Source organism: Curtobacterium sp. ODYSSEY 48 V2, assembly GCF_023712625.1.
GTDB lineage: Bacteria > Actinomycetota > Actinomycetes > Actinomycetales > Microbacteriaceae > Curtobacterium.
In genome coordinates this window covers 26,470-51,519 of sequence record NZ_JAMAXX010000008.1, presented here as the reverse complement: position 1 = coordinate 51,519, position 25,050 = coordinate 26,470, and the positions used below count along the sequence as shown (strand labels likewise).

Annotated in this window: 25 protein-coding genes; 7 read left to right on the top strand and 18 right to left on the bottom strand. The window is 70.9% G+C overall.

What is annotated here, in order from left to right; all coding sequences use genetic code 11:
• Positions 1–29: 29 nt before the first annotated feature.
• Genes M3666_RS17160 through M3666_RS12990 form a run of 3 tightly spaced genes read right to left on the bottom strand, consistent with a single transcriptional unit; the run spans position 30 to position 4,471 of the window.
• Entirely contained in the window at positions 30–1,199 is a 1,170-nt protein-coding gene (locus M3666_RS17160) for a right-handed parallel beta-helix repeat-containing protein (RefSeq protein ID WP_066654146.1), read from the bottom strand.
• Positions 1,200–1,202: 3 nt separating this feature from the next.
• The gene (locus M3666_RS12995) at positions 1,203–3,116 is read right to left on the bottom strand and encodes a right-handed parallel beta-helix repeat-containing protein (protein ID WP_066654144.1); all 1,914 of its coding nucleotides are present in this window, start codon (positions 3,114–3,116) and stop codon (positions 1,203–1,205) included.
• Positions 3,113–4,471, bottom strand: a complete 1,359-nt coding sequence (locus tag M3666_RS12990) for a glycosyltransferase (RefSeq protein ID WP_209682738.1) — start codon at positions 4,469–4,471, stop codon at positions 3,113–3,115. Before M3666_RS12990 ends, M3666_RS12995 begins: the two co-directional genes overlap by 4 nt.
• Positions 4,472–5,018: 547 nt before the next feature.
• On the opposite strand from M3666_RS12990, the gene M3666_RS17155 reads away from it, so the two are divergent.
• Complete coding sequence (locus M3666_RS17155) at positions 5,019–6,551, top strand: family 20 glycosylhydrolase (RefSeq protein WP_251155442.1); 1,533 nt, start codon at positions 5,019–5,021, stop codon at positions 6,549–6,551.
• 66 nt (positions 6,552–6,617) lie between these two features.
• Here M3666_RS17155 and M3666_RS12980 read toward each other — a convergent pair whose 3' ends face one another.
• From M3666_RS12980 to melA, 4 genes are all read right to left on the bottom strand, one after another.
• A complete protein-coding gene (locus M3666_RS12980; RefSeq protein ID WP_245171085.1) occupies positions 6,618–7,490 on the bottom strand; it encodes a carbohydrate ABC transporter permease in 873 nt (290 codons plus the stop codon).
• Entirely contained in the window at positions 7,490–8,446 is a 957-nt protein-coding gene (locus M3666_RS12975) for a carbohydrate ABC transporter permease (RefSeq protein ID WP_209682743.1), read from the bottom strand. The genes M3666_RS12980 and M3666_RS12975 overlap by 1 nt, the downstream gene beginning before the upstream one ends.
• The gene (locus tag M3666_RS12970) at positions 8,430–9,734 is read right to left on the bottom strand and encodes an ABC transporter substrate-binding protein (protein ID WP_235426583.1); all 1,305 of its coding nucleotides are present in this window, start codon (positions 9,732–9,734) and stop codon (positions 8,430–8,432) included. The genes M3666_RS12975 and M3666_RS12970 overlap by 17 nt, the downstream gene beginning before the upstream one ends.
• Before the next feature lie 169 nt (positions 9,735–9,903).
• Entirely contained in the window at positions 9,904–11,334 is a 1,431-nt protein-coding gene (gene melA, locus M3666_RS12965; protein WP_066654137.1) for an alpha-galactosidase, read from the bottom strand.
• A 158-nt stretch (positions 11,335–11,492) separates the two neighbouring features.
• Between melA and M3666_RS12960 the strand changes: the two genes are divergently transcribed.
• Positions 11,493–12,332 carry a helix-turn-helix domain-containing protein gene (locus M3666_RS12960; RefSeq protein WP_251155441.1) on the top strand — a complete coding sequence of 280 codons (840 nt, stop codon included), beginning with the start codon at positions 11,493–11,495 and terminating at the stop codon, positions 12,330–12,332.
• Here the strand turns inward: M3666_RS12960 and M3666_RS12955 are convergent.
• The 4 genes from M3666_RS12955 to M3666_RS17150 all read right to left on the bottom strand — a co-directional run bounded on the left by M3666_RS12955 (position 12,329) and on the right by M3666_RS17150 (position 15,807).
• On the bottom strand, positions 12,329–13,069 hold the full coding sequence (locus tag M3666_RS12955; protein ID WP_251155440.1) for a 3-keto-5-aminohexanoate cleavage protein: 741 nt from the start codon (positions 13,067–13,069) through the stop codon (positions 12,329–12,331). The two genes, M3666_RS12960 and M3666_RS12955, sit on opposite strands and share 4 nt — an antisense overlap.
• A gap of 10 nt (positions 13,070–13,079) precedes the next feature.
• Positions 13,080–13,988 carry a MerR family transcriptional regulator gene (locus M3666_RS12950; RefSeq protein ID WP_251155439.1) on the bottom strand — a complete coding sequence of 303 codons (909 nt, stop codon included), beginning with the start codon at positions 13,986–13,988 and terminating at the stop codon, positions 13,080–13,082.
• 96 nt (positions 13,989–14,084) lie between these two features.
• Positions 14,085–14,768, bottom strand: coding sequence for a hypothetical protein (locus M3666_RS12945; protein ID WP_251155438.1), 684 nt, complete (start codon positions 14,766–14,768; stop codon positions 14,085–14,087).
• A gap of 16 nt (positions 14,769–14,784) precedes the next feature.
• Positions 14,785–15,807, bottom strand: coding sequence for an App1 family protein (locus tag M3666_RS17150; RefSeq protein ID WP_209682747.1), 1,023 nt, complete (start codon positions 15,805–15,807; stop codon positions 14,785–14,787).
• Between the two features lie 103 nt (positions 15,808–15,910).
• On the opposite strand from M3666_RS17150, the gene M3666_RS12935 reads away from it, so the two are divergent.
• Entirely contained in the window at positions 15,911–16,138 is a 228-nt protein-coding gene (locus M3666_RS12935) for a hypothetical protein (protein WP_251155437.1), read from the top strand.
• 150 nt (positions 16,139–16,288) lie between these two features.
• Complete coding sequence (locus M3666_RS12930; protein WP_251155436.1) at positions 16,289–16,453, top strand: hypothetical protein; 165 nt, start codon at positions 16,289–16,291, stop codon at positions 16,451–16,453.
• Positions 16,454–16,473: 20 nt separating this feature from the next.
• Here the strand turns inward: M3666_RS12930 and M3666_RS12925 are convergent, their stop codons facing one another.
• From M3666_RS12925 to M3666_RS12910, 4 genes are all read right to left on the bottom strand, one after another.
• Positions 16,474–16,896: an NUDIX domain-containing protein gene (locus M3666_RS12925; protein WP_209682752.1), complete on the bottom strand. Its 423-nt coding sequence runs from the start codon at positions 16,894–16,896 to the stop codon at positions 16,474–16,476.
• A gap of 4 nt (positions 16,897–16,900) precedes the next feature.
• Complete coding sequence (locus M3666_RS12920) at positions 16,901–17,347, bottom strand: GNAT family N-acetyltransferase (protein WP_209682755.1); 447 nt, start codon at positions 17,345–17,347, stop codon at positions 16,901–16,903.
• Between the two features lie 158 nt (positions 17,348–17,505).
• On the bottom strand, positions 17,506–17,709 hold the full coding sequence (locus M3666_RS12915) for a LacI family DNA-binding transcriptional regulator (protein WP_066654131.1): 204 nt from the start codon (positions 17,707–17,709) through the stop codon (positions 17,506–17,508).
• Between the two features lie 149 nt (positions 17,710–17,858).
• Entirely contained in the window at positions 17,859–19,379 is a 1,521-nt protein-coding gene (locus tag M3666_RS12910; protein ID WP_251155435.1) for a SulP family inorganic anion transporter, read from the bottom strand.
• Between the two features lie 187 nt (positions 19,380–19,566).
• Here M3666_RS12910 and M3666_RS12905 point away from each other — a divergent pair, with 187 nt between their 5' ends.
• Complete coding sequence (locus tag M3666_RS12905; protein ID WP_251155512.1) at positions 19,567–19,947, top strand: MerR family transcriptional regulator; 381 nt, start codon at positions 19,567–19,569, stop codon at positions 19,945–19,947.
• A gap of 43 nt (positions 19,948–19,990) precedes the next feature.
• Here the strand turns inward: M3666_RS12905 and M3666_RS12900 are convergent, their stop codons facing one another.
• Positions 19,991–21,139 carry an MFS transporter gene (locus M3666_RS12900; RefSeq protein WP_251155434.1) on the bottom strand — a complete coding sequence of 383 codons (1,149 nt, stop codon included), beginning with the start codon at positions 21,137–21,139 and terminating at the stop codon, positions 19,991–19,993.
• A gap of 290 nt (positions 21,140–21,429) precedes the next feature.
• Here M3666_RS12900 and M3666_RS12895 point away from each other — a divergent pair, with 290 nt between their 5' ends.
• Positions 21,430–21,819 carry a MerR family transcriptional regulator gene (locus tag M3666_RS12895; protein WP_251155433.1) on the top strand — a complete coding sequence of 130 codons (390 nt, stop codon included), beginning with the start codon at positions 21,430–21,432 and terminating at the stop codon, positions 21,817–21,819.
• 345 nt (positions 21,820–22,164) lie between these two features.
• Positions 22,165–23,217, top strand: a complete 1,053-nt coding sequence (locus M3666_RS12890) for a BLUF domain-containing protein (RefSeq protein ID WP_251155432.1) — start codon at positions 22,165–22,167, stop codon at positions 23,215–23,217.
• 106 nt (positions 23,218–23,323) lie between these two features.
• Here M3666_RS12890 and M3666_RS12885 read toward each other — a convergent pair whose 3' ends face one another.
• Both M3666_RS12885 and M3666_RS12880 read right to left on the bottom strand, forming a co-directional pair.
• Entirely contained in the window at positions 23,324–24,505 is a 1,182-nt protein-coding gene (locus M3666_RS12885; RefSeq protein ID WP_251155431.1) for a flagellar hook protein FlgE, read from the bottom strand.
• 89 nt (positions 24,506–24,594) lie between these two features.
• Entirely contained in the window at positions 24,595–25,026 is a 432-nt protein-coding gene (locus tag M3666_RS12880) for a flagellar hook assembly protein FlgD (protein ID WP_251155430.1), read from the bottom strand.
• Positions 25,027–25,050: the final 24 nt, after the last annotated feature.

The following is a 25,050-nucleotide window of genomic DNA, read 5'->3' as shown; positions in this document are numbered from 1 at the left end:
TGGTGACGGACCGCGGTGGCCGTCGGGTGTCAGTCGGTGCAGGCCGTGGTGCTGAACTCGTTCGAGCCGACCACGGTGTTGTCGCAGGAGACGGTGTTGCCCTCGACGGGTCGGAGGGCGAACGCGACGCCGTCGGTGTTGCCGAGGTCGACGCGGTTGTCGGTGAAGGTGTTGTCGGTCCCCCAGCCGGACAGCAGTTCGTGGGTCTGGAAGCCGTCGAGCGGTGAGCGGACGCCCCGGTTCCCGGTGACGGTCCACCCGTTCCCCTTGACGTCCACCCACGAGTCGGCGTGGTTCTCGCCCTGCATCCCGACACCGTCGAAGGAGTTGTCGGAGAGGGTGCCTCCGGTCGTCCCCTCCTTGATGTCGACGTTCTCGGCAGCGGTGTCGGCGATGGTGTTGCCCGTGACGACGTTTCGGTCGCTGCGGTCCTCACGGCAGTCCGAGACCTTGCACCAGTTGCTCTTCGAGGAGCCGATGTAGATGCCCTCGCCGAACTGCGGCTTCCGGAGACCGGTCCTGCTGACGCTGTTGCCGCGGACGGTGTTGTCGCTGCTGTCGGCGCGCAGGTGGATCCCCTCGTCACCGATGTCGGTGACCGTGAGGCCGTCGACCGTCGAGTGCTGGACGTCGTCGAACATGACGCCCTTCTGCCCGTTGCGGACCGTGAACCCCTCGAGCCGCCAGTAGGACGCGCCGTCGAGGTGCAGGACGTACCCGCCCTCCACGTCGCCGCCGTCGAGCACGGCGTCACGCGGGCCGCACAGCGTCACGGGTGCGTCCGACGTCCCGGCCGCGGAGGCCTCGAACCGGCCGGTGTACGTGCCGGACGCGAGCCGGATCACGGCCCCTGCTCGAGCGTCGTCGAGTGCCTTCTCCAGGGCCTTCGCCGTGCTGACCGTCGTCGTCGCGGCGGCGTCGCACCGGGCCGTGTCGACCGGGGAGGCCTGTCCCGTCCCGGCGTCGGGCGATCCAGTCGCGGTCGCGTCGGGCGTCGCACGGGTGTCCGGGACACCGTTCGGCGTCGCGGCCGGGGTCTGCTCGACGCTCGGCGTCGGCCGGGGGCGAGCGGCCTGCTCGTCCCCCCGGTCCGCACCGCTCGTGGCGGCCCACACACCGCCGACCACCAGCGCTCCGACCGCCAGGCCCGCTGCGCCGACGACGAGGTGTGACCGCAGGCGACGGGGTCGTCGCGTCACCGGTCAGCTCCCCGAGGGTGCGACCGCACCCGGCTCGGCAGCGTGCGTGCCGCGGCCCGCCACGGGCGGGAGACCGAGCGAGGCCGGGTCCACCGCGCCGCGGGTGTAGCTGGACAGCGGTGCCTGCTTCGCGTACGGCAGCTCGCGCTGTCCCCGACGTCGACGTCGTGTCCCGCCGATCGCCGCGACCAGCACCACCGTCAGTAGCAGGAGCCACAGCACCGTCAACGGTTGGAACACCGCGCGCAGGGTGACGAGGAACGGTTTCGTCGACTGCCACTCGACGGTCGTGTTGCCCTGCTGGGCGGCTCCGTCGGACCGGGCGAGGTCGATCGCGCTCGGCCCGCGACCGTCCACCGTGTTGTTCTCGACGGCCGTGCCACCCACCGCCCCGACCATCGTGACCCCGTGCACGCGGGCATCGTCGATCGCGTTGTTCGTCACCGACGAGGTCGCGCTGTCCCGGACGTACACGCCGATGTCCGCGCCGTCGACCGAGTTCTCGGAGACCTCGGTGCGACTGGGCCCGTCGAGGACGGCGATGCCGTTCTGCGACGAGTCCTTGACCACGTTGTTGCGGACGACCACGTCGTCGGCGTCGTGCCGGACGACGATGCCCATCTCGTTGCGTGCGACCGTCGACCCGCTGATCCGGACGTTCTTCCCGCCGATCACCTCGATGCCGTAGCGCCCGTTGCCGGAGCTGTTGCTGTCCGAGAGCGCGTTGTTGCCGTAGGTCGTCGTCGGCATGCCGGCCGCGTTCGGCCCCGCCGCGAGCCCGCTGCCGTTCAGCGTGATCCCGTTGCGACCGTTGTCCGAGGCGGTCACCTGGCTGAGGACGATGCCGGTCGACGCCCGCGTCATCTTCACCCCGTCCACCGCGTTGTCCGTCGACCGGACCGATGTGAACGTCGAGTTCGTGACGTAGCGGTGCAGCACGAGGCCGTCGATGAGCGAGTGCTCCACCGTGGCGTCCGACATCGTCACGCCGTCCGCGCTCGTCAGGAAGAGGCCGTAGGCGTTCCCGGCGAAGGTGACGTGCTGCACGAGGGCGGACACGTAGCTGTAGCCGCCGGCGCTCGCCGTGGCGCTGCCGCTCTTCGGCAGCTCGCCGGTCGGCAGGATGGCGTTGCCGAAGACGTCCTTCGTGGTCCGTTCGGTCTTGCCCTGCTGGTCGCCGGAGGCCTGGTCCAGGGTGGAGAGGTTCGTCCCGGTCAGGGAGACCCCGCCGGTCGTTCCGCTCCAGAACCCCAGGTGCGAGAACGCCGCGTACTGCAGGGTCGCGGTCCCGCCCTGCACCCGGACGTACGCCCGTCCGTCCGAGGTCTGCTGGTCGACCCGCCCTGCCTGCGGGTCCCAGGCGTCGATCGTGACCGGAGCCTTCGCCGAACCGACGACCTGCAGGCTGCCGGCCTGGGTGACGATCGACACGAAGCCCTCGTGGTTGCTCGCGAGGTGGATGCGCAGGCCGTCGGGGCTCGCGAGTCGCAGGGTCGCGCCGTTCTCGACGACGATGTTCTCGCTGAGCAACCAGGAGCCGTCCGGCTGCTTGACGAACGTGGACGGTGCGAGCCGTGCGAGGTCGTCGACGGTGTACGCCGCACCACGGGCGACGAGGACGAGTGTGTACGACGAGCCCGTGGCGAGCCGGTACGGCTGCGAGACCGCGAGGCCGCTCCACCGCGCCGCCGAGGCCAGTGCACGGACGTTGTAGATGCGGTCGTTCTCGGCCGTCACCAGCCGGGCCTCCTTGTCCGGGTCGCCCCCGTAGGGTCGTCCCGTCACCGGGGCCGCGGCCGCGGACGTCGTCGCCGCGACGGCGGCGGTGGGCACGCCGAGGACACCCGTGAGCAGGAGCCCGGCACCGACGAGCAGCCCCGCGGCGAGCCGCGGCGTCGTCTTCGTCAGCGCGCTCATGCCGCGACCGCCTGGTCGTCGGAGGTCGCCGCGACGGCACCCTGCGGCAGGACGACACCGGGTGAGGCCACCCGGCGACCGGTCGTCGTCTCCGGCTGGAGGGTCCGAGCCTGCTGCCCGTCACCCCCGACCTGGTCGGCGTGCCGGGTGAGCCACCCCTGCTTGTTCATGGTGACGAACGAGTACACCTTGATCGGCAGGGCGACCGCGATCACGACGAGGGCGAGCATCGGCAGCACGAGCAGGTCGAGCGGGTGCCGCTTGAGGTTCGAGACCCCGCGCACCGCACGGCCGAAGAGCAGCCAGCCGATGGTGAACAGGACGCCGACGGTGCTGAGCTCCAGGCGGCTGAACAGCAGGTACCACATCGTGATGCCCATCGTCACCGGGGTCAGGATGATCTGCAGCACCGTGATCTTCGTCACGAAGGGCACCCGCCAGACCCACCCCTTGGCGATCGCCGTCAGGTACGTGCGGTAGGAGTTGCGGCTCCAGCGGATGCGCTGCTTGAAGAACGCCTTGCCGCTCGCCGGGAACATCGACAGCGCCTTCGCCGACGACTGGTGCACGGTCTTGTAGCCCGACGCGATGACGAGCCACGTCAGACGGCCGTCGTCCCCGGCGATGCACCGGCGGCCGAGGAAGAACTCGTTCTCGAGGTTGTCGAGCACCGGCAGCACGGCGGAGCGCCGGTAGGCCGCGGTCCGACCGGACAGGATCGGGACCGCACCCGCCGCGCCCATCGCCGGGACGTAGTTGAAGTACCGCAGGTTGACCAGCCAGTCGGCGATGATGCGCCAGATGCTCGAGTTCCGCTGGTAGACGTTCTGCTGCGTGCCGACACCGCCGACGCGCTCGTCGACGAAGGGCATCTGCACGGCTTCGAGGAGACCGGGCTCCCACGAGGTGTCCGAGTCCACCAGGACCAGGACGTCGTACTTCGCCCGACGGATGCCCTCGCCGAGCGCGCTCCGCTTGCCGACGTGGTGGAACAGCACCGGCTTGACGGTGGGGTCGCCCACCGCCACGATCCGGCGGTACGCCTCGGTGTCCGCCACGTCGAGGACGATGATGATCTCGTCCGGGTGCTGCTCCCGCCAGGAGTCGAGGCAGCGGAGCAGGATGTCCGGGTCCTCGTGGAAGGACGGCACCACGACCGAGGTCGTCGTGCGGAAGCCGTTCTCGACCGGACGAGCGCGCGCCGAGAGCACGACGCGGTAGAGCCACAGTGCCCAGACGATGATGCCGGCGATGCCGATCGGGAAGTACTTGAGCGCTTCGTGACCGAAGGCGGCGATGTTGTCGAGCACGACCTGGGTCGAGGTCTGCGACGCGAAGAGGACGAGCGGGTGCATGAGGTCGGGTCCTTCGTGCGGTGTTCGGTTTCGGGTACGGAACACGACACTCGGCAGCACCGCACGACGGCACGCCGCGCAGGGTGACGCGGGAGCCGCCTGGGTCAGCGGTGCGGAGAGGGTCGGGACAGCGCCGGATCCCCCCGTCGCTGCAGGTCGCCAGCCCGGATCGGGGACCGTGGTCCCACTCCGACGCTGAGCGTTGGGCTGAACGTACTCTCGGGTGTGTCGCTCCACAAGCACAGGGGAACCGCATTGCGGTCTTGCGGGATTCCGTAGCGGGGTGCTCCGCCGTTGCGGTGCGGTCCGGTGGGGTGCCGCACCGCACCGGACGGGAGGAACGCGGCGGTCCCGCCGCGCGCCTCCCGTCCGTCACCGGCAGGTCGTCTCCCCGCGCGGGGACCGGGCGGCGTCCCCTCGGCGGGCTGCAGCGCCCGCAGCGCGTCCGCGCTCCGCTACAGTCGGGCCTGTCTGCTCGACCCGGGTCGGAGCAGGACCGCACAGCACGACCCCCGTGCACGGCGCGGTGACCGAGGGGTGGGACGTCGTGGCGCGTGCAGGATCCGACGAGGAAGGCCAGGGGTCGCGGGCACCCGCGGAGAGCGGACCCCCGCGTCGCCGCCGCGCAGCTCGCGCCGCTGCGCTCGCCCTGACGATCGTCACGTGCGCGGCGGTCCTGGTGGGTGTCGACACGCTCGTGCCGAGCGGCGACCCTGCCGGAGCCGGCACCGCGGGGCGCGCCCCCAGCGTCACCGCGACGAAGCTCACCGCGACCAGCAGCGTCACGGCGACCCGGACGACCGTCCGGACGACGCTGCGCTTCACGAACCACTCGACGACCCGCAAGCCGGCCCGCGACGCCTGGCTCTCGCTGACCGCCGGCAGCCGGCAGTACACGCTCGGGCACGTCGGGATCCCGTCGCTCGCTGCCGGGGCGAGCACGACCGTCCGGGTGTCGCACCGGGCACCGGCACGCGCACCGGCCGGGACGTACGCCGTCCGCGCCTGCACCGGTGCGTACGCGGCGGCCGGGTGCCGGGCGTCGGCCGCCTCGGTCAGGACCGGCCGGTCCGCACCCGCACGACCGACCACCGGGGTGATGCTCGACGTCGCTCGCGCGTACTACCCGGTCCCGCTCATCGAGCAGTACGTCGACCTGCTCGCGGACGACGGTGGGCTCTTCCTGCACCTGCACCTGACCGACGACCAGAACGTCGGCATCGAGAGTGCGGTGCTCGGGCAGACCACGGCGAACGCCGACCTCGAGGACGGCGTGTGGACCAGCCGGGTCACGGGCCGTCCCTTCCTCAGCGCCGCGCAGGCGCGCGAGATCGCCGACCACGCGGCACGGCGCGGCATCACGATCGTGCCCGAGATCGACACACCGGGGCACATGGCGGCTGCGTTCGCCCTGCTCGAGGCCCGGCACGGTGCGCGCTGGGTCGACCGGATCCGAGCCGACGAGAGCGAACTCGACGTGACGGCGCCGGCGAGTGCCCGCCTCGCCGCAGACCTGCTGCGCGAGGTGACCCGGACCTTCCCGGCCAGCCGCACCGTGCACATCGGCGGCGACGAGTGGGGCGACGACGCCACGGCGGCCCAGCGGGTCGGGTGGTTGAACACGATGGCCGCCGCCGTCGGTGACCGGGAGGTCTGGGCCTGGAACGACGGCATCGACCGGGCCGTCGTCGGACGGCTGGACCCGCGCATCCACGTCACGTACTGGAGCTTCGACGGCGACACCGAGGACCCGGCGGAGCGCCGCGACCGCCGAGCCCACCGAGCCGGCGCGGACGACCTGGCGGCGGTGGGGACCGACCTGCTGAACTACGACTCCTACTACCTGTACGAGGTGCCGACCGACCTCGACCCCGCCGACAGTGCGTACACGGCGGCCGACCTCCGGGCCCACTGGTCGTTGCGGACGTGGGACGGTGACTCCGGGTCGCGGCTCGCCGCACCGATGTCGGGCGCGGCGGTCGCGATCTGGGGCGAGGACCTCGCGTCGCCGCCGTCGGACGCGCTGTTCCGGTGGAGCGCGCCGCACGTGCTCGCGATGCTCGAGACAGCGGGGTCCTGACGACTGGCCGACCGGGCGGCGGGACGGTGTCGGTGCCACGCTGCGGGGGCGGCACCGACACCGGTCCTACTTGATGCCGGTCGACGCGATGCCCTGCACGAACTGCCGCTGGAAGGCCAGGAACACCACCAGCAACGGGAGCACGGTCACCGTCGCGATCGCCATCACGGCCCCCCACGGGGAGCTGAACGCCGGGTTGTTCGTCAGGGTCGAGAGCGCCACCGGCACGGTGAGGTTCTCGTTGCCCTGCAGCACGACGAGCGGCCAGAGGAAGTCGTTCCACCGGGTCATGAAGCCGAGGATGACGAGGACACCGACCAGCGGCCCGCACGACGGCAGCACCACGCGGAAGAACGTCTGGAACTCCCCCGCACCGTCGAGTCGAGCAGCCTCCATCAGCGCGTCCGGGACGCCGAGCATGAATTGCCGGGCGATGAAGATCCCGACGACGTCGAACAGCGTCGGCAGGATCACCGCCCACGGGGAGTCGACGAGCCCCATCTTCGCGACGACGAGGAAGCTCGGCACGATCGTCACCTGGATCGGGATCATGATCGTGACGAGGAACGCGGCGTAGAGCAGACCGCGGCCGAGGAACCGGAACTTCGCGAGCGCGTACCCGGCCATGAGCGACACGACGACGCTCAGCGCGGTGCCGAGGCTCGTGATGAGCGCCGAGTTGCCGAGCCACCGCCACACCGGCTGGGTGCTGAACACCTGGGCGTAGTTGTCGAACGAGGGCTCTGCGGGGAACAGGTAGAACGAGCCGCTCTGCGACTGCCCTCCGGGCGTGAGCGCAGACACCACCATCCAGTACAGCGGGAACACCATCACGACCGCCAGTGCGGTGAGGACGGCGACGAGCAACCACCGACGCGGGCGGTGACGTCTCCGGGCGCGCGGTGCGGCCGAACGACCACGGGTCTCCAGGACGGCCATCAGAGCACCTCCTCCGCCTTGCGGTCGGCCCGCTGCCGCAGCAGCGTGAACACGAGCAGGATCGCGACCAGCACCAGTCCGAGGGCTGCCGCGTAGCCCATCCGGGCGTCGATGAACGCCGACCGGAACACGTACTGGATGAGCACGGTGGTGGAGAAGCCCGGACCGCCGCCGGTCATCACGTAGATGACGTCGAACGCCTGCAGCGAGAACACCACGTTGAGGATCGTGAGGATCGACGTGGTCGGTCGGAGGAGCGGCCACGTGATCGTCCGGAACCGGGCCCAGCGGGACGCCCCGTCGATCGCCGCGGCCTCCTTGAGCTCGGCGGGGACGGACTGCAGCGCACCGAGGTAGATCACCATGCAGAACCCGATGCGGGTCCACACCACGACGATCACCAGCGTGGCCATCGCCCATCCGGGAGCGGTCAACCACGGCGACCGTCCCAGCCCGAGGGCTTCGAGCAGGTTGTTCACCACGCCGTAGTCGCCGTTGAAGATCCACGACATGACGACGCCGACGACCACGCCCGCGGCGACCATCGGGACGAAGAACAGCGCACGGAAGACCCCGCGACCCGGCAGCGGTCGGTTGAGCGCCACGGCGAGCGCGAGTCCGATCGCCATCGACGTCGGGACGGTCCCGATCGTGAACACGAGCGTGTTCCGCAGCGCGGTCACGATCAACGGGTCCGAGCCCATGGAGACGAAGTTGCCGCCCCCGATCCACTCCCCGTCGCCGATCGAGGTGCTGCTGTCGCGCAGGCTCAGCAGGACCGCGATGACGATCGGGACGAGCGAGAACGCCAGGAAGAGCAGTCCCGCGGGACCGACGAAGACGTACGGGACGAAGCGGCCCCGTCGCGACCGGGTGGGCCGTCCGGCGCGGAGCCCGCCGGTCGGCGGCCTGGTCGTCGCCGGGTGCACCGGCGCGGTCTCAGTTCGCAGTGACACTGCGCATCGCCCCCATCATCTGGTCTGCTGCGTCCTCCGGGCTGAGCTGCCCGAGGAGACACAGGTCGAGGTAGTCGGCGAAGACCGCGTTGAGCGATGCGAAGTACTGCCCGCTCTCGGCCTTCACCATCGACAGGGGGATCGTCGCGCCCTGGTCGATGAACTGCTGCATGGTGTCGGAGTGGGTCGCGTACCCGATGTCGGCGGCGTCGAGGGACTTCCGAGCCGGCAGCCAGTTGCCGTCGTGGCAGAAGCGTTCGACGTTCGCCCGGCTCGTGATCATCACGACGAGTTCCGCTGCGAGCTCCGGGTACCGGCTCGACTTGGTGACCGCCAGGGCGTTCCCGCCCAGGTCGCTCGCCTCGCCGGTGTTGCGCACCATCGGCGCGGTGCCCCAGTCGTCGGGCATCTCCTCGTCGAGCTGTGCCATCGGCTCGGGGTTGTTGAGCATCATCCCGATCTGCCCCGTCATGAAGAGGTTCCGGGCGACGTCGCCGCCGCCGGTCTTGCTGAGGTTGCCCGTGGTGGCGAGGCCCTCGGCGTACCACTTCCGTCCGAACTCGAGGGCACCGATCGCCTCGGGGGTGTCCATCGACGGGGTCGCTCCGTCCTCGCCGAGGAAGGCGCCGCTGTTCTGGTACACGAAGGGCAGCCACCGGTACGCGGTCTCCGGTCCGCTCCAGCCGTAGCCGAAGGCGTACTTCCCGGTGACCTGCTTGACCTCGCGGGCGACGTCGAGGAACTCGTCCCACGTCCAGGCGTCCGCGACGGCGGTCGGCGGCGTGACGCCGATGCGTTCCATGACGGTGCGGTTGTAGTAGGTGATGAAGTTGTCGGTGTGCTGGAACACCCCGTAGACGCCGTCGTTCCGAGCGCCGATCGCCCAGAACGGGTCCGTGTAGTCGGCCCGGTAGTCGGCGGGAACCTGCCCGCTGATGTCGACCAGGCTGCCGTTGGCGGCGTACCGACCGATCTGCTGCGGGGTGATCCGGATGATGTCCGGGGCGAGGTCGGCGGCGAGGCGGGTGATGAACCACTGGTGGAACTGGCCCGTCGTGACCTCGACGGCGACGCTCGTGCCGGGGTGCGTGGCGACGAACTCGTCGGCGATCGCCTGGTAGCTGGTGATGTCGGTCGGGATGTTCCAGGTCGACAGGCGGATGTGCTTGGTGCCGCCGTGCGCGGCGGTCCCCTGCCCCGCGCAGGCCGCGAGTGCGCCGGCCATGGAGATGCCGGCGAGCGCGAGGAACCCCCGTCTGGCCAGCTGGGGGGATGGTCGGGTCGGCATGGTCCTCTCCTTCGAGGTCGTGGTGCCGTGTGCGTTCGGACGGGAGGCGCGGCCTGCGCGGGCGCGTCGTCGCGCCCCGCGTGGAGGGGTCGCGACCGGTGCGGCGGTCGCGACCCGACGGGTGGCCGCGCCGGCGCGGGGACGGTGGCCCCGCGCCGGGCGTGCGGGGTCAGACGAGCGCGGGACGAGCCTCCCGGTCGGCTCCCGCGGGCGCACCGGGGGTGACCGCCGACGCCGGACGCAGGGACTCGGGCAGCAGCGCGGCGTGCGCGTGCAGGAGTTCGTCGGTCATCGCGGCGATCCGGTCGAGGGTCAGGTGCGCTGCGGTCAACGGGTCGAGCGCGACCGCGTGGTGCACGTGTGCCACGTCCCCCGTGAGTGCGGCGCGCACGGCGAGCGTCTGCACGTTGGTGTTCGTGCGGTTGAGCGCGGCGAGCTGGGGCGGGAGTTCGCCGAACGACGTCGGCTGCACGCCCTTGCCGTCGACCAGGCACGCGACCTCGACGCAGGCGTCGGACGGCAGGTTCTGGATGACGCCCGTGCTGTTCGGCACGTTGCCGTACACGACCGCGGGGACGCCGGTGACGATCGCGTTGACGATGGACGCGCCGTACTCCACGCTCGGCGACAGGTCGGCCTTGAGCTTCTCGAGCTGGGCGTCCACGTCGCCCTGTTCGTCGTGCGCGAGGCAGATCTCGTAGTAGTCCCAGCGCTCCGGGATGTACTCGAGCACGGTCTCCGGGTCCTTCCGGAAGTACGGGACGTACTCGCTCGCGTGGTGGCTGGACTCGGTCTCGAAGTACCCGAAGGACCGCATCAGCTCGGTGCGGACCTGTTCGTTCCCACCCTCGTAGTTGCTCGCGGCGACGGCGGCCTCGCTGTGGTCACCGTCGTCGTCGTGCAGGTCGGACGCCGCGGTCCCCCGCCGGTGCTTCGCGGACATGACCTCGCGGAGGCGCGGGTACAGGTCCTCGCCGCCCCGGCGTCGGAACTCGAGGATCCAGGCCTGGTGGTTGATGCCGGCGCTGACGAACTCGACCTCGTCGTACGGCACGTCGAGGGTCCGGGCGAGCATCCGCGTCGTCCCCTGCACGCTGTGGCACAGCCCGACGGTGCGCAGGCCCTTCGCGTTGAGGAACGCCGTCGCCATCGCCATCGGGTTGGCGTAGTTGATGAACTGGGCGTCCGGGCAGAGCTCGAGGGCGTCACGGGCGATGTCCTCGTAGGCGCGGACGGACCGGAGGAACCGGAAGACGCCGCCGGGGCCGACGGTGTCGCCGACCGCCTGGTCGATGCCGTACCTCCGCGGGATCTCGACGTCCCACCGGTACGACTCGACCCCGCCGACCTGGAACGTGATGATGACGACGTCGGCGCCGTCGAGGGCTTCGCGCCGGTCGGTGGTCTCGAGGACCTCGACCCCGAGCCCGTGGTGGGCCACGAGTTCGCGTGCGGCCGTCGCGGTGCGGGCGACCCTGCCCGCGTCGAGGTCCATGAGGTGCAGGGTCGCGTCCTGCAGTGCGGGGAAGCTCACGAGGTCGCCGATGAGGCGGAAGGGGAAGACGAAGCCGCCGGCGCCGATGATGGTGATCTTGGTCATGTCGTCACGCTAGGAAGCGAGGCTCCCCCGGGTCCTCCGGCTTCGGACGGGAGGGTTCCAGGATCCTCGGACGGGCTGCTCCCCGACGGGTGCCCGCCCGGCCGAGCGGGCGGTGCCGGCCCTGCCGGTCGGGCGGTGCGCTGTCGTAGGCTCGCGGTGTGCTCGACGTGGAGACGGTGGAAGCGGCGTACTGGAGCCATCGCGGCCCGGCGCCGCTCATGGCGTCGTCGCACCGGCACGACGACCTCGAGATCAACCTCGTCCTCGAGGGGCGGCTGGACTACCGGTTCGGCGGTGCGCCCGTGAGCGTCCACGCCGGGGAGATCGCACTCTTCTGGGGGTGGACACCCCACCAGCTCGTCGGCGACGCGACCGGGACCGGGCAGTTCCGCTGGGTGCACATCCCGCTCGGCGAGGTCCTGGCGTGGGGGCTGCCCGACCACGACCTGGGCGCCATGCTCCTCAACCGGCCCGTCGTCGTGCCCACGGCTGCCGCCGGTCGGGACGTCGAGTCGATGCTGGGGTCGTGGCAGCGGGACTTCGCGGACGACGGCGCCGAGGTGATCGCGAACCTCGAGGCCCAGGCGCTCGTCCGGCGGCTCCTCCGCCACCACCGTGACGCCCTCGCCCTGCGCGCCGAGGACGGACACGGCACAGCGGACGCGATGCACCGGGTGATCGACATGGTGCGGTTCGTCGTCGACCGGTTCCGGGACCCGATCGACGTCGCCGACGTCGCTGCCGCGGCGCACCTGCACCCGCACTACGCGATGACGGTGTTCCGTCAGGACGTCGGCGCGACGATCCTCGAGTACCTGACGCGCTGCCGGGTCGCCGAGTCGCAGCGGTTGCTCGCGACCACCTCGTTGACGATCTCGGAGATCGCGCACGCGGCGGGCTTCGGGTCGCAGTCGAGCTTCTACGCGCACTTCACCCGGGCCTGCGGGACGGCACCGGGCACGTACCGGGCGCAGCTCCGCGACGGCCCGAGGCGCTAGCCGGTCGCGCTGGCACGTGGCTCGCCGGCGGACCTGAGGGCCGCGGCGGCGCGCACGAGTTCGGTGTTCGACTCCACCCGTGACCCGTCCTCGAGGTGCACCGTGTCCTCGAACCCCGTGCGGATGGCGTGCCCGTTCGCGACGGCTCGACGCATGATGCCCCACGAGGCCGCACCGACGCCGTGGTGCAGCTGCGGGAGCCGGACGTCCTCGGTCGACAGCAAGGCCTCCATCTCCTCCGACAGGGACAGGGCGTCGGCGAGCACGGGTTCCAGTGGCTCGACCACGAGCCTGGCGAAGTGCGCCCACCCACCGCGGCGCAGGAAGACCCGGACGTCGTCCACGCTGAGCACGCACGCCTCGACGGCGACTCCGCGGGCGGCGAGGACGGCGCTGACCTCGTCGATCCCGGTCTCTCCCTGGTTCGCCGCCACCAGGTCGGGGAGGTCGGTCCACGACTCGACGAGCCGGAGGCGCTCTGCGGGATCGGGGACGACGGCCGCGAAGGTGGTGAGGTTGATCGGCGTCCCGGGGCACACGGCGCGCACCGCACGGAGCACCCGGGCGACGTGGACGCCTCCGAGGGTCTCCTGCCCGTCGTCGTCGAAGACGTGGAGGTGCAGCAGCGTCGCTCCGGCGCGGACGCAGGCGGCGGCATCGGCGGCGATCTGCTCGGGGGTCCGCGGCATCGCGGGGTGATCGACGTCCCCGTTCGGAGCGACCTGCAGGTCGAGCATGCGCACGACCCTACGGGCGGTCCGTCGAGTCCTGTTCAGGCTCGTCCGGGGCGATCCCGAGCTGCAGGGCGAGCTCCATCGCCCGGAGTCGTGCCGGCGAGAGGTCGTAGGGCATGCGCGCGATCACCGCCGCTGCCTTCGTGGCTCGACCTCCGGCGGCCGCTGCGGTCCCGTCGTCCTCCGCTCGGTGGCCCTCGTCCCAGGCGTCGAAGAGCGCGTCGTCCTCCTCCGGTTGCCCGGACTCCTCGATGACCCGCATCAGGGTGGTCTCGAAGGCGTGCCGCTCGGTGGCGACCTGCGCGACGCGCGGGTCATCGACCGCCACGGTGTCGTCGAGCGCCGCCTCGGCAGCGTCGACGCGGTCCGACTCGGCGCGCAGGGCCGGGTCCCGTGCGAGGGCGAGGAACCGGCCGGCCTGCGCGACCGCTCCGAGCGGGCCGAAGATGCGCTCGGTGACGAGCAGCGTGTCGAGGTCGTCGGTCCGGAGTGCCCCCGCCGGCGCCTCCTCGAGCCGGCGTGCGACGACGTCGTGGAGCAGGCCGAGGCGACTGCCGAGCGCGCGCATCCGACGCACCGCGGCGCGCTTCCGCTGCAGGGCGGCCTCCTGCTCGGCGAGGTTGTCCTCGAGGCGGCCGAGGACGCTCGTGACCGCTCCGTCGTCGTCCAGGGTGCTCGGGGCGGCGCCGTCGAACGCATCCCGGATGTCCTCGAGCGCGAGGCCTGCGTCGGCCATCCGCCGGATCCAGAGGAGTCGGGTGAGGTCTGCCGATCCGTACCGACGCCGACCGTCGCTCCCCCGATCGGGCTCGGGGAGCAGGCCGAGTTGGTGGTGGTGCCGGATCGCCCGCGGTGTGGTGCCGACGAACGCTGCGGCGTCACCGATCAGGACGTGGCGGGGCGGGACAGGGAACGAGTGCACGGCGGACCTTCCAGGGTGCGACGGGACGGGACGTGCTCCGAGCAGACCACATGACGCAACGGCAGGAGCAACGTGCTCCGCACCGCGCGTCGTTCCTCACCGGGGCGCCGCTGCACGCGCGTCCACGTCGGCGAGCAGCGCCCGGATCTCCTCGGCGTCCCCGGGCGGCCAGCCGCCCGAGCTCGCCAGCGGCAGCTCGGTCATGTGCCGCCGACGGTGCTCGGGGTAGTCGCGCGCGATCCGGTCCGGGTCCGTCCGCGCGGCGGCGTAGAGCACCGGTCCGTCGGCGTAGAAGAGATCGGCGACGACGAGTCTCCCGTCCGAGCCCCGCATGACGTTGGCGGGGTTGTCGTCGAGCGGCCCCCACCACGGCTGCTCGGCGGCACCGCGCGCGTGCACCTTGTCGATCACGTCCGCCAGCACGGCGACGGACGGCTCCCGACCGGCGAGCGCCTGGTGGAAGCGTGCGCCGATCGCGACGGAGACCGGTTCCAGGTACTCCATGACGGTGAGGTCGGCTCCGCCGTCGAGCACGCGGTGGTGGACCAGCGCGGGCACCTGGCGGGTGTGTGCGGCCAGTCGGTAGAGCATCGCGGAGTACGGCCCGGCGGGGTCGAATGGGCTGATCCGGGCAGCGAGTCGGCCGGACGGCGATCGGAACGCCTGTGCCCAGTCCCCCGTGCCGCAGCGCACCCAGCCCAGGTGTCCGAGGAGGTCGACGACCGCGGTCCACGACTGCTCGGGGGTCAGGAGTCGCAGGAGCCGGGTGGAGTCGTCCACGTCGCCGTCCTGCCGGTCACTGCTCGAGCGCTCGGCGCAGCAACGGCAGCAGCGCGTTCCCGTCGCGGCCCCGGACGACGGGCACGCCGTGCACCAGCGTCACCTGCTCACGCCCCGACGTGGACTCCTGCACCTCACGGATGGCGATCGCTGCGACCGCGTCGTGGTGGTCGCGGGCGAAGGCCGAGTAGAGCTCGGGGTCGTGTTCGCCGTCGTCGCCGATGAGCACCCAGGAGACGTCGGGCAGGTCCTCGCGCAGCCGGAGGAGGGAGGACCGCTTGTGTTCCTTCCCGTCCCGGAACCAGTGCGTCGGCGTGATCCCCCAGTCCGTCATGAGCAGCGTGCCGGCCGGGAACCCGTTGCGCTGCAGGAACCGCGAGGCGATCCCCGCGAAGTTCCACGGACCGTTGCTGACGTAGACGACCGTCGGCTGACCTTGACCACGGACGACGTCCTGCACGAGCTCGGCCATGCCGGGGACGGCCTTCCGCGTCGCACTCCTGCCGAAGAACGTCCGTCGGGCGGCTGCGAGCGGGTTCGACATGCCCGTGACCCACACGGTGTCGTCGATGTCGCAGACGACGCCCCGGTGTGACCCGCCTGCGACGGCGTGGATCGGCACACGGGTCGGCGCTCGCCCCGGCAGCCGCAGGACGGCGTCCTCGGGAGCAGACCCCGACGAGTGCTCGAGCGCCACGCTCACGTCCACGAGCCCTTGCTCGTCGCTGATCGCCGTCGTGGTCGTGCCGCCGAGCTCGACCTCGACCTCGACGTCGGGGCGCTCCACCGTCAGCAGCCGACGCCATGCGGCGATCCCACGTCGGGCGGCCGGGTCGACCGATGCCGGCGCGAGCACCACCCGGGCCAGGACACGGCCCTGCTGCGCGTCGGCGTAGCCGGAGTACGGCAGCAGGGCCGGGCGCCAGCCGAGCTGCGTCAGTCCGCGAGCGAGCCACTTGCGGGCACCGGTCACGACGACGTACGTGACGGTGAGGAGCTTCGGACGCGAGGTCCCCGGGCTGCGGAGCGACGATGACACCCGTCCACCGTACGGGGCAGGGTCGACCGGGGACTGCCCGACGGGTGATCACCGACGATCCAGGGCAGCCGGACCGTCGACGTGCCCGTGGAAGACTCGCGACATGGACCTCGACGACCTCGGCCAGCGGATCTGCATCCTGGGGCCGTCGAACAGCGGCAAGTCGACCCTCGCGGCGGCCGTCGGCCGAGTCCGTTCCCTTCCGGTGATCCATCTGGACCAGTACCGGCACCTGCCCGGGACACAGTGGGTCGAGCGCCCGGACGACGAGTTCGAGCTGATGCACGACGAGGTGGTGCGCACCGATCGGTGGGTCATCGACGGCAACTAGTCCCGCTGGCTCCCCGAGCGGCTCCGGCGGGCGACGGGCCTGGTGGTCCTGGATGCCTCGCCGGCAGCGAGCGTCGTCCGGTACGTCCGCCGGACGCTCTTCGAACCCGACCGCGCCGGGAGCCTGGAGGGCACTCGCGACCGTCTCCGCATGGAGATGATCCGGTTCATACTCGGACCCGCCAGGACGAACCGGCTCCGGTACCGACACGCCTTCGACGAGTTCGGACGACCGAAGGTCCTCCTGCCGGACCGTGCGGCCCTCGAGGACTTCTCCCGTCGCAACGACCTGGCCCGGCGCAGCCCCGACGGCTGAACCGTCCGCTGGGCGGTCGGCTACCGAAGCGGCTCGGACGATGGCGAGGTGGCGCGCAGGACGAGGCGTACCGCCTGTACCGCCTCAGCGGGCACGAGGTGCACGTCGTCGAGCGACGTCGCGGCGATCCAGGTCGGGGCGTACTCGTTGCGCTCCGAGGCACGCTGCAGCTCCGGGCCTCCGAGCGACAGCTCCGCGGAGCTCACCCGCACCGTGAAGTACACGGCAGGTGTGTCGCTCTCCACGGGGACGTCGAGCAGGTCGCCCACGTGACCGTCGAGCCCGGTCTCCTCGAGCAGCTCACGGCGGCAGGCCGCACGGAGGTCCTCGCCCGCTTCGACGCCACCACCGGGGAGCACGCAGTAGCTCCGCCCGTCCTTGCGTCGCTCGATCACGAGCACCCGCTCGTCACGGACGACGACTGCCACTGATCGGATGCGCACGACCTCACCTCACCACGTTCTGCTGCTCGTCCGTCTCCTGGAGCGGGTACGCCATGGTGCCTCGGCCTCGGAAGCCGACAGCTCGCCAGAACGCGACCGCACCGCGGTCCTCGGGTGACGGGTCGACCACGAAGTGGGTCCTGCCGCTCGCCCGGACCCGCTCGAGCAGGGCCTCGACCACCTGTCGACCGACACCCGCACCACGCTCCGCGGGCAGCAGGATGAGGTCCGTACCGGCGCCCGATCCATCCGCGTACAACTGCGTGAAGCCGACCACTCGGTCGTCGACCTCGACGAGGAAGCACTCGACGTCCGGGAGACGAGCGCCCACGTACTTCTCCCGGAGCTGCGAGTCGGACCGGAACCCAGGCCCGCCCCATCCCTCGAACGCCGGATCGCGGAACAGTGCCCGCACCTCGAGGAGGTCGTCAGGCGTGGTGGGCCGGAGCATCAGCGCTCGCTCACTCCCTCGCATCGAGCGAGCCTCCCACCGCACGTCTCGCCGGTCAACGAGCAACGCGTCGATCCGGACGACACCGTGCTGAGCCACGAACAGCCCCTGACGGCGAGTTGCCGGAGGGGCCGTGGGCGTCAGGGGGGGGACCGTCGTCAGTCGGTCGTCCGTCGCCGCGGGCGGCGGGCGAGTGCTGCGGCTTGGTCATCGCGGGTGTAGTCGAGCGCCTGGATCGCGTGTTCGACGCGCGAGCGGGTCGTGGGTCGGACGTTGGTGGCGCCGTTGAGGACGCGGGACACGGTCTGGTGTGACACGTGCGCGGCGGCGGCGACGTCGTGGATGGTGGGTGGTTTCGGCACAGCTGGCTCCCGTGGACGTGAGGTGCGGGCACCGTCCGTGGACGACGTGACGGTGCCCGCCGCGAAGCCGGTGGATCAGGAACCGGCCTCGCTGCTCCGCCCGTTCACTCGGTGCCCCGGGTCGGGGCCGGGCGGAGGTCGGAGAGGCCTCAGTGGCCGGCGCCGAGGTTGCCGGCGAGGCGGCCGTGGAAGGCCCGGCTGGCGTCGTTCATGCCGCGGATCTCGACCCGCTTGCCGTGCTGGTGGTACTTCGTCTCGATCGAGTCGAGCGCGGCGACGGTGGAGGCGTCCCACACGTGCGACCTGGTCATGTCGATGATCACGAGCTCGGGGTCGTCCGAGTAGTCGAACTGGGTGGTGAGGTCGTTGGAGGAGGCGAAGAACAGCTCACCCTCGACGGTGTACAGCGCGTGTTGTTCACCGGTCGGGAGCGTCTCGATGCTCCGCGAGACGTTGGTGAAGTGGGAGACGCGGCGGGCGAAGACGACCATCGCGGCGATCACACCGAGGATCACACCGATGGCGAGGTTGTCGGTGGCGACGACGATCACGACGGTGAGGACCATGACGATCGTCTCGCCGACCGGCATCCGCTTGAGCGTGGAGGGCTTGATGCTGTGCCAGTCGAAGGTCCCGACCGACACCATCACCATGACGGCGACGAGGGCTGCCATCGGGATGATCGCGACGACGTCGCCGAGCCCGACGACGAGGACCAGCAGGAACACGCCGGACAGGAACGTCGAGATGCGGGTCCGAGCGCCGGAGGCCTTGACGTTGATCATCGTCTGGCCGATCATCGCGCAGCCGCCCATGCCGCCGAAGAGGCCCGAGGCGATGTTCGCGACGCCCTGCCCGAGGGCTTCGCGGGTCTTGCGGGAACCGGTGTCGGTGACCTCGTCGACGAGCTTCGCGGTCATCAGCGACTCGAGCAGCCCGACGAGCGCCATGGCGAGGGCGTACGGGGCGATGATCGTGAGCGTCTCGAGGTTCACCGGGACGTTCGGGATGAACAGGGTCGGGAGGCTGTCGGGCAGCTTGCCCTCGTCGCCGACGGTCGGGACGGCGATCGACGCGAACACGGTCACCAGGGTCAGGACGACGATCGCGACCAGGGGTGCAGGGATCGCCTTCGTGAGGCGTGGCAGCAGGACGATGATCGCGATGCCAGCGGCGGCGATCGGCCAGACGAGCCAGGAGACGCCGATGATGTTCGGCAGCTGCGCGGTGAAGATCAGGATCGCGAGCGCGTTGACGAAGCCGACCATCACGGACCGGGGCACGAACCGCATGAGCTTCGCCGCGCCCAGCCCACCGAGGACGAGCTGGAAGATCCCGCCGAGGAGGACGGTGGCGATGAGGTAGTCGAGGCCGTGTTCCTCGACGACGGGGGCGACGACGAGGGCGATGGCTCCGGTGGCGCCGGTGATCATCGCGGCGCGGCCGCCGACGAAGGAGATGACGACAGCCATCACGAACGCCGAGAACAGGCCGACGCGGGGGTCGACCCCGGCGATGATCGAGAACGAGATCGCCTCGGGGATCAGGGCGAGGGCGACGACGAGGCCGGCCAGGACCTCACGGAGCAGGATCTTCGGGTTCCGCAGTGCGGACAGGACGGTGGGGCTGTGGTGCACCTGGACGGGCACCGACTGCGTGACGGTGGTCACGGGTCTCCTTCGGATGGGGGTGCGGGCGCTGCGCCCGCGAGAGCTGTCGTGGGGCGCGTCATCGCGCACGGCCGGCGGCGGCAGAGCGTCCGGCCAGGCCCAACCCTTCCGTTGCGGGAAGGTTGGTATGGTTCGACTCTAACGCAACGGAAGGGTTGTTGCGCAAGTGGAGGGTGACGACGTGACGATGTCGAACGAGTACCTGATGCACATCGGCGAGGTCTCCGAGCGCACCGGATTGAGTGTGAAGACGATCCGCGACTACGACGCCGCCGAGGTGCTGCACCCGTCCGGCCGCACCGAAGGCGGGTTCCGCCTGTACTCCGAGGACGACGTCGCCCGACTCCTGATGGTGCGGCGGATGAAACCGCTCGGGTTCTCCCTCGGGGAGGCCGGGATCCTGGTGGACGCGGTGAAGATGCTCGACGAAGCGCAGCCCGACGTCGACCTGACCGCGGTCCGTTCGCGGGTCGCTGCGTTCATCCGGGACGCTGAGACACGACGAGGGCGCCTCCAGGAGCAGCTGCACATGGTCGACGAGTTCCTCGACGAACTCCGCGCGCACTGACCCGCGCGCGGGCGGCCGCTGGTACTCGCGTGCCGCTGGCCGATCAGCTGTGCAGTGCCGGGTGACGTGGGGCGCGGGCGAAGACGGAGACGACGGCGACGACTGCCGGCAGGATCGCGGCGACCAGCACCGGGGTGGTGTAGTCGCCGGCGACGTCGTGGCCGAGCGCGAGCAGCAGCGGTCCGAACGCGGTCGAGGCGAGGTTCGTCCCGGTCGCGACGCCGCGGATCACGCCGATGTTCGCCGTTCCGTAGTACCGGACGTACGCGGCGGCTTCGATGCCACGCAGGGCTCCGCCGGCGGCGCCGAGGACGAGCCCGTAGAGGACAGCGGTCCACCCGGTGTGCACGATCGGGAGCAGCAGGAGTGCGCCGGTGAGGGTCGTCATCGCGATGGTGACGCCGAACTTCGGCGGGATGCGGTCCGACAGCGCGCCCGTGAGCAGGGTCGCGGCGATGCCGGTGACGGTCTGCGGGAGGAAGTTCGCGGCCGCTTCCCCCGGGGTGAGGCCCTGCTCGCCGAGGACGGCGACCTGGTGGAAGGCCAGCGCGGTGCTGAGCATCCCGGACACCGCGAGCCCGGCAGCGATGGTCCAGAACATGCCGGTGGCGGCCGCTTCCCGGAGCGTCCACACCGGCCCGCCACCGGCAGTTTCCGCGGACTTCCTGCCCTGGGCAGTGGCGGTACGTCGCGGAAGGAGCAATCCGATCGGGATCACGACCGCGGCGACGACGACCGCCTCCACCCGCCACGCGACGTGGATGTCGGTGCCCGCGATCAGGGTCTCGACGAACACCGGCACCAGGGAGATCCCCCCGGAGCCGATCCCTGACGCGATCCCGAGCGCGAGGCCCCGTCGGTCGGCGATGCTGCGGGCGACGAGCGTCGTCGCGGCGAGCGAGAGCGCGCCCTGCCCGGCCATGCGCACACCGACGAACCCAGCCGTCAGGCCGACGATCCCCGCGACGAAGCTCAACGCGGCGAGGAACACGGCGAACGCGACCCCGATGATGATCGTCATCCGCCGGACGCCCCACCGGTCCAACGCTCGACCCGTCAACGGCAGGACGCACGCACCCAGCAGGGTGCCGATGAGGTAACTCGTCGACACCTCCGTCCGTGAGATGCCCGGCTCCCGGATCAGCGGGTCCGTGAACACCGACAGGCCCGCCGTCTGCCCCGGCGCACTCATGACCGACAGGGCACCGCCCGCAGCGATCACCGCGACCCACGGCAACCAGCCACGTACACCCCTCGCCGTCCGGCCGGGCGGCGTCGCTGTCGGATCCGCCGGTGGGACGGCACCCGGGGTGGGCAGGGTGATGTCAGATGTGTTCGGGGAGGACGTGATGCCACGCTCGCTTTCACTGGGGACTCCCGAACCCTACCGCCGCGGAAGGGTTGTCGATCCCTGGTACAGGGGCCGGGGACACGACGGCGCTACGCTCGCCAGAGCCCAGCAGGACCACGAAGGAGAAGCCGATGACGGAGCGAGCCGCACCGACGACGATGCACATCGGCGAGCTCGCCGACCGCACGGGCCTGTCGAACCGGACGATCCGCCACTACGACGAGGTCGGTCTCCTGCACCCGTCCGGCCGGACCGAGGGCGGCTTCCGGCTCTACACCGACACCGACCTCGCCCGGCTGCTCATCATCCGTCGCATGAAGCCGCTCGGCTTCTCCCTCGAACAGATGGCCGAACTGCTCGCCGTCGTCGACGCCCTCGAGGTCGTCGGTGACGGACCCGGGCAGGCGCGTCTCCGCGGGCAGCTCGACGAGTACATCCGCGACACCGAGCAGCGGCGCGCGAAGCTCGAACAGCACCTCGGCATGGCCGACGAGTTCCTCGGGATCCTCCGCGAGCGGTGAACGCCGGAGCACCTGGGAGGCGATCGGTCGACGAGCGAGGTACGCCGGGGAACGGTCGTTCTCCCCGCGTTGTGGGTCTCGAGGGCCTCCTCACGGCCTGGTTCGATGGTCCCCGTACCGGACTCGTGATCCGGACGGTGTCGTGTCTGGCTGCATTCGGGTTGCAGCCAGGCACTGCTTCCCGTGTCCCGTGTCCCGCCCGTCTCCGGCCGGTCCGCAACTCCTGCACGGGGGCGTTCACGGGATGACCACTGTCCGCGCCCGGTCGGGGGGTTGCGGAGCAGTAGACAGGGCAGTTCACTCGAGAGCGCACCGTGTTCCACTACGGCAGGGAGACCAGCACCGATGCGTTCGATCGTGTACACCAGCACACAGACCCGTCCGATCACGGACACCGAGCTCGCGCAGATCCTCGCGGTCGGGCGGGAGAAGAACACGGCCCTCGGGGTGACGGGCATCCTGGCGCACAAGGGTGACAACTGCCTCGGGATCATCGAGGGCGACGACGAGACCGTTGCTGTCCGCTTCGAACAGGTCCGCCGTGACCCTCGGCACACGAACGTGCGGGTCCTGGCGGACGAGCCCGTCGCCCAGCGGTCGTTCCCGGACTGGTCGATGGCGTTCCAGCCGCTCGATCCGCTGATGCAGCAGGTCCCGGGCTTCAGTGACCTGTTCGGCCCCAGCCAGCCAGCAGACCCCATGTTCGGCCTGACCCGGGCGCGAGGGCTGTTGGAGTGGTTCCGGAAGCACCCGCTGGCACCGTTGACGAGCCGGACGGCCGAAGCGGACGAAGTACCACGCACACGCGCGATCGGCGGGGCGATCGCCGCGCTCCACGACGGCGGCATCTCCCGGTTCACCCTCGACGTCGTCGCCGAGCGTGCGGGGATGGACGCCGACGAGGTCCGTGCGGCGTTCCCGACGGAACGGGCGCTGCTGGCCGCGACCGTCGAACGGTGGACGCAGACGATCGCGGCGCCGCTCGTGCCGTTGATGGCGGAGAAGGGCACCGTCCCGTTCCTGCACGCCCTGCTCGCTGCACATGCGGAGCAGCCGGCACTGATGGAACTCCTCGCGGCGAGTCTCGCGTCCGCCGCTGACCCGACGGTGGAGGGTGCCGACTACCACCGATCCACCTACCGGCGGTTCCGGCAGTCGATCCGTGACGGACTCGCAGCGGACGTCCGCGACGGACGGGAGCCGGCGACCATGGACCCGGTCCGGGGCGCGCAGCAGTTGCTGGCGCTGTACGACGGGCTCCGCCTGCAGGCGCTGCTCACCACGGACACGGACCTCGTCGACGCGTTCGACCGTGCGGCGACGCGGATGCGTCGCGGGTGGTCGGAGCAGTACGAACAGCCGTCGTACTGGGACACGCCCGGCGCCGGGACCCGCTAGCGCCTGCGGGACCGCCCCTCGAGCCGTGGTTCGCCACGGCTCGAGGGGCGGCGCCACACCGAGCAGGAGCAGGGACGGAGCGGCCGCGACCGACCGCCCCGCTCCCCTACCGCTTCAGGTTCGTCAGCTCCTGCAGCACCTCGTCCGAGGTCGTGATGATCCGCGCGTTCGCCTGGAAGCCGCGCTGCGCCACGATCAGGTTCGTGAACTCCTGCGACAGGTCCACGTTCGACATCTCGAGGGTGCCCGAGGCGAGCTGTCCCACACCCGGGTCGCCGGGAGCGCCGACGGTGGCCTGGCCGGAGTTCGCGGTCGCGCGGTAGCCGGATGCGCCGGTCTTCTCGAGGCCGGCCGGGTTCGCGAAGGTGGCGAGGGCGATGCGGCCGATCGCCAGCGAGGACCCGTTGGAGAACGACCCGACGACGGTGCCGTCCTTCGAGATCGAGTACCCCTGCAGGGAGCCGGCCGCGCTGCCGTTCTGCTCCGAGATCGACGCGGTGTCGAGCGACGCGTAGCCGGTCGTCTTCGAGACGTCGACGGTGATCCCGCCGACGGTGACGGGGCCACCGCTGGCGAGCGACCCGTCGGTGTTGAACGTCAGCGTCGTCGCCGGGCCGAGCGTCCCGCCGTCGATGCGGCCCTGGACGCTCCACTGCGTCGCCGAGGTCTTCGTGTAGGTCAGCGTGAGGGAGCGCTTCTCGCCGTCCGGGCCGTAGACGGTGGCCTCGCGGACCTTCTGGGCGTCGACGGCGGTCTCGGACGGCAGATTGCCCGTGACCCCGGCCGTCGTGGTCCGCACCGCGGGTGCTGCGGCGTCGATGGGCAGCCGGATGTCGGTCAGGCCGCCACCCTCGTTGACCACACCGTTCGTGGCCGAGTAGCCCTGCACGATCTTGCCGTCGGCGGTGACGAGGCGACCGTCGGCGTCGAAGTCGAACGCGCCGGCGCGGGAGTAGACGGTGTCGTTGCCGAGGCGGGTGACGAAGAACCCGTCGCCGGAGATCATCAGGTCGGTGGCCTTGCCGGTGGCCTGTGCGGAGCCCTGCGCGAAGTTGGTGGAGACGCCGGCGACCTGCACGCCGAGGCCGATCTGCGCGGGGTTCGTGCCGCCGAGGCCGGTCTGCGGTCCTCCGGCACCCTGGGTCATCTGCGACAGGGTGTCCTGGAAGACGGTGGTCGACGACTTGAAGCCGACGGTGTTGACGTTGGCGATGTTGTTGCCGGTGACGTCGAGCATCTGCTGGTGCGAACGGAGACCGGAGATGCCGGAGTAGAGGGAGCGGAGCATGGTGCGACCTTTCGTGGAAGGAAGACTCGTGGAGGGAAGACTCGTGGAGGGAGGACGAACAGGAGGGGGACGAGGAGCGCGGCCGCGGGTCAGGCGGCCTTGATACCGGAGATCACGTCGAGGTCGACCTCCTTCCCGTTCACGGTCACGGTCGGCACGCTGTTCGCGTACGACACGGCGGTGGCGGTGCCCGAGACCGCGGTCCCGGTGCTCGCGTCGGTGTAGCTGACCTGCTTCCCGACGAGGTTCGCGGCGGCGATCCGCATCTGCAGCGAGAAGTTCTCGTTCGCCGTCGTGGTCTGGTTGGTGATCTGCTCCATCGTCGCGAGCTGCGTCTGCTGGCTGATCATCTGGTTGGTGTCCATCGGCGAGGACGGGTCCTGGTTCCGGAGCTGCGTGACGAGCAGCTTCATGAACACCTCCGAGTCCATCGTCTGGGACTTCTTCGCACCGGCGGTCTGGGCGATCGCCGCTGCCTGCGTGGCAGCGTCCACCGAGCCGGTGATGCCGTCGAGGGGCATGGTGTGGTCTCCTTCTCGTGTCCG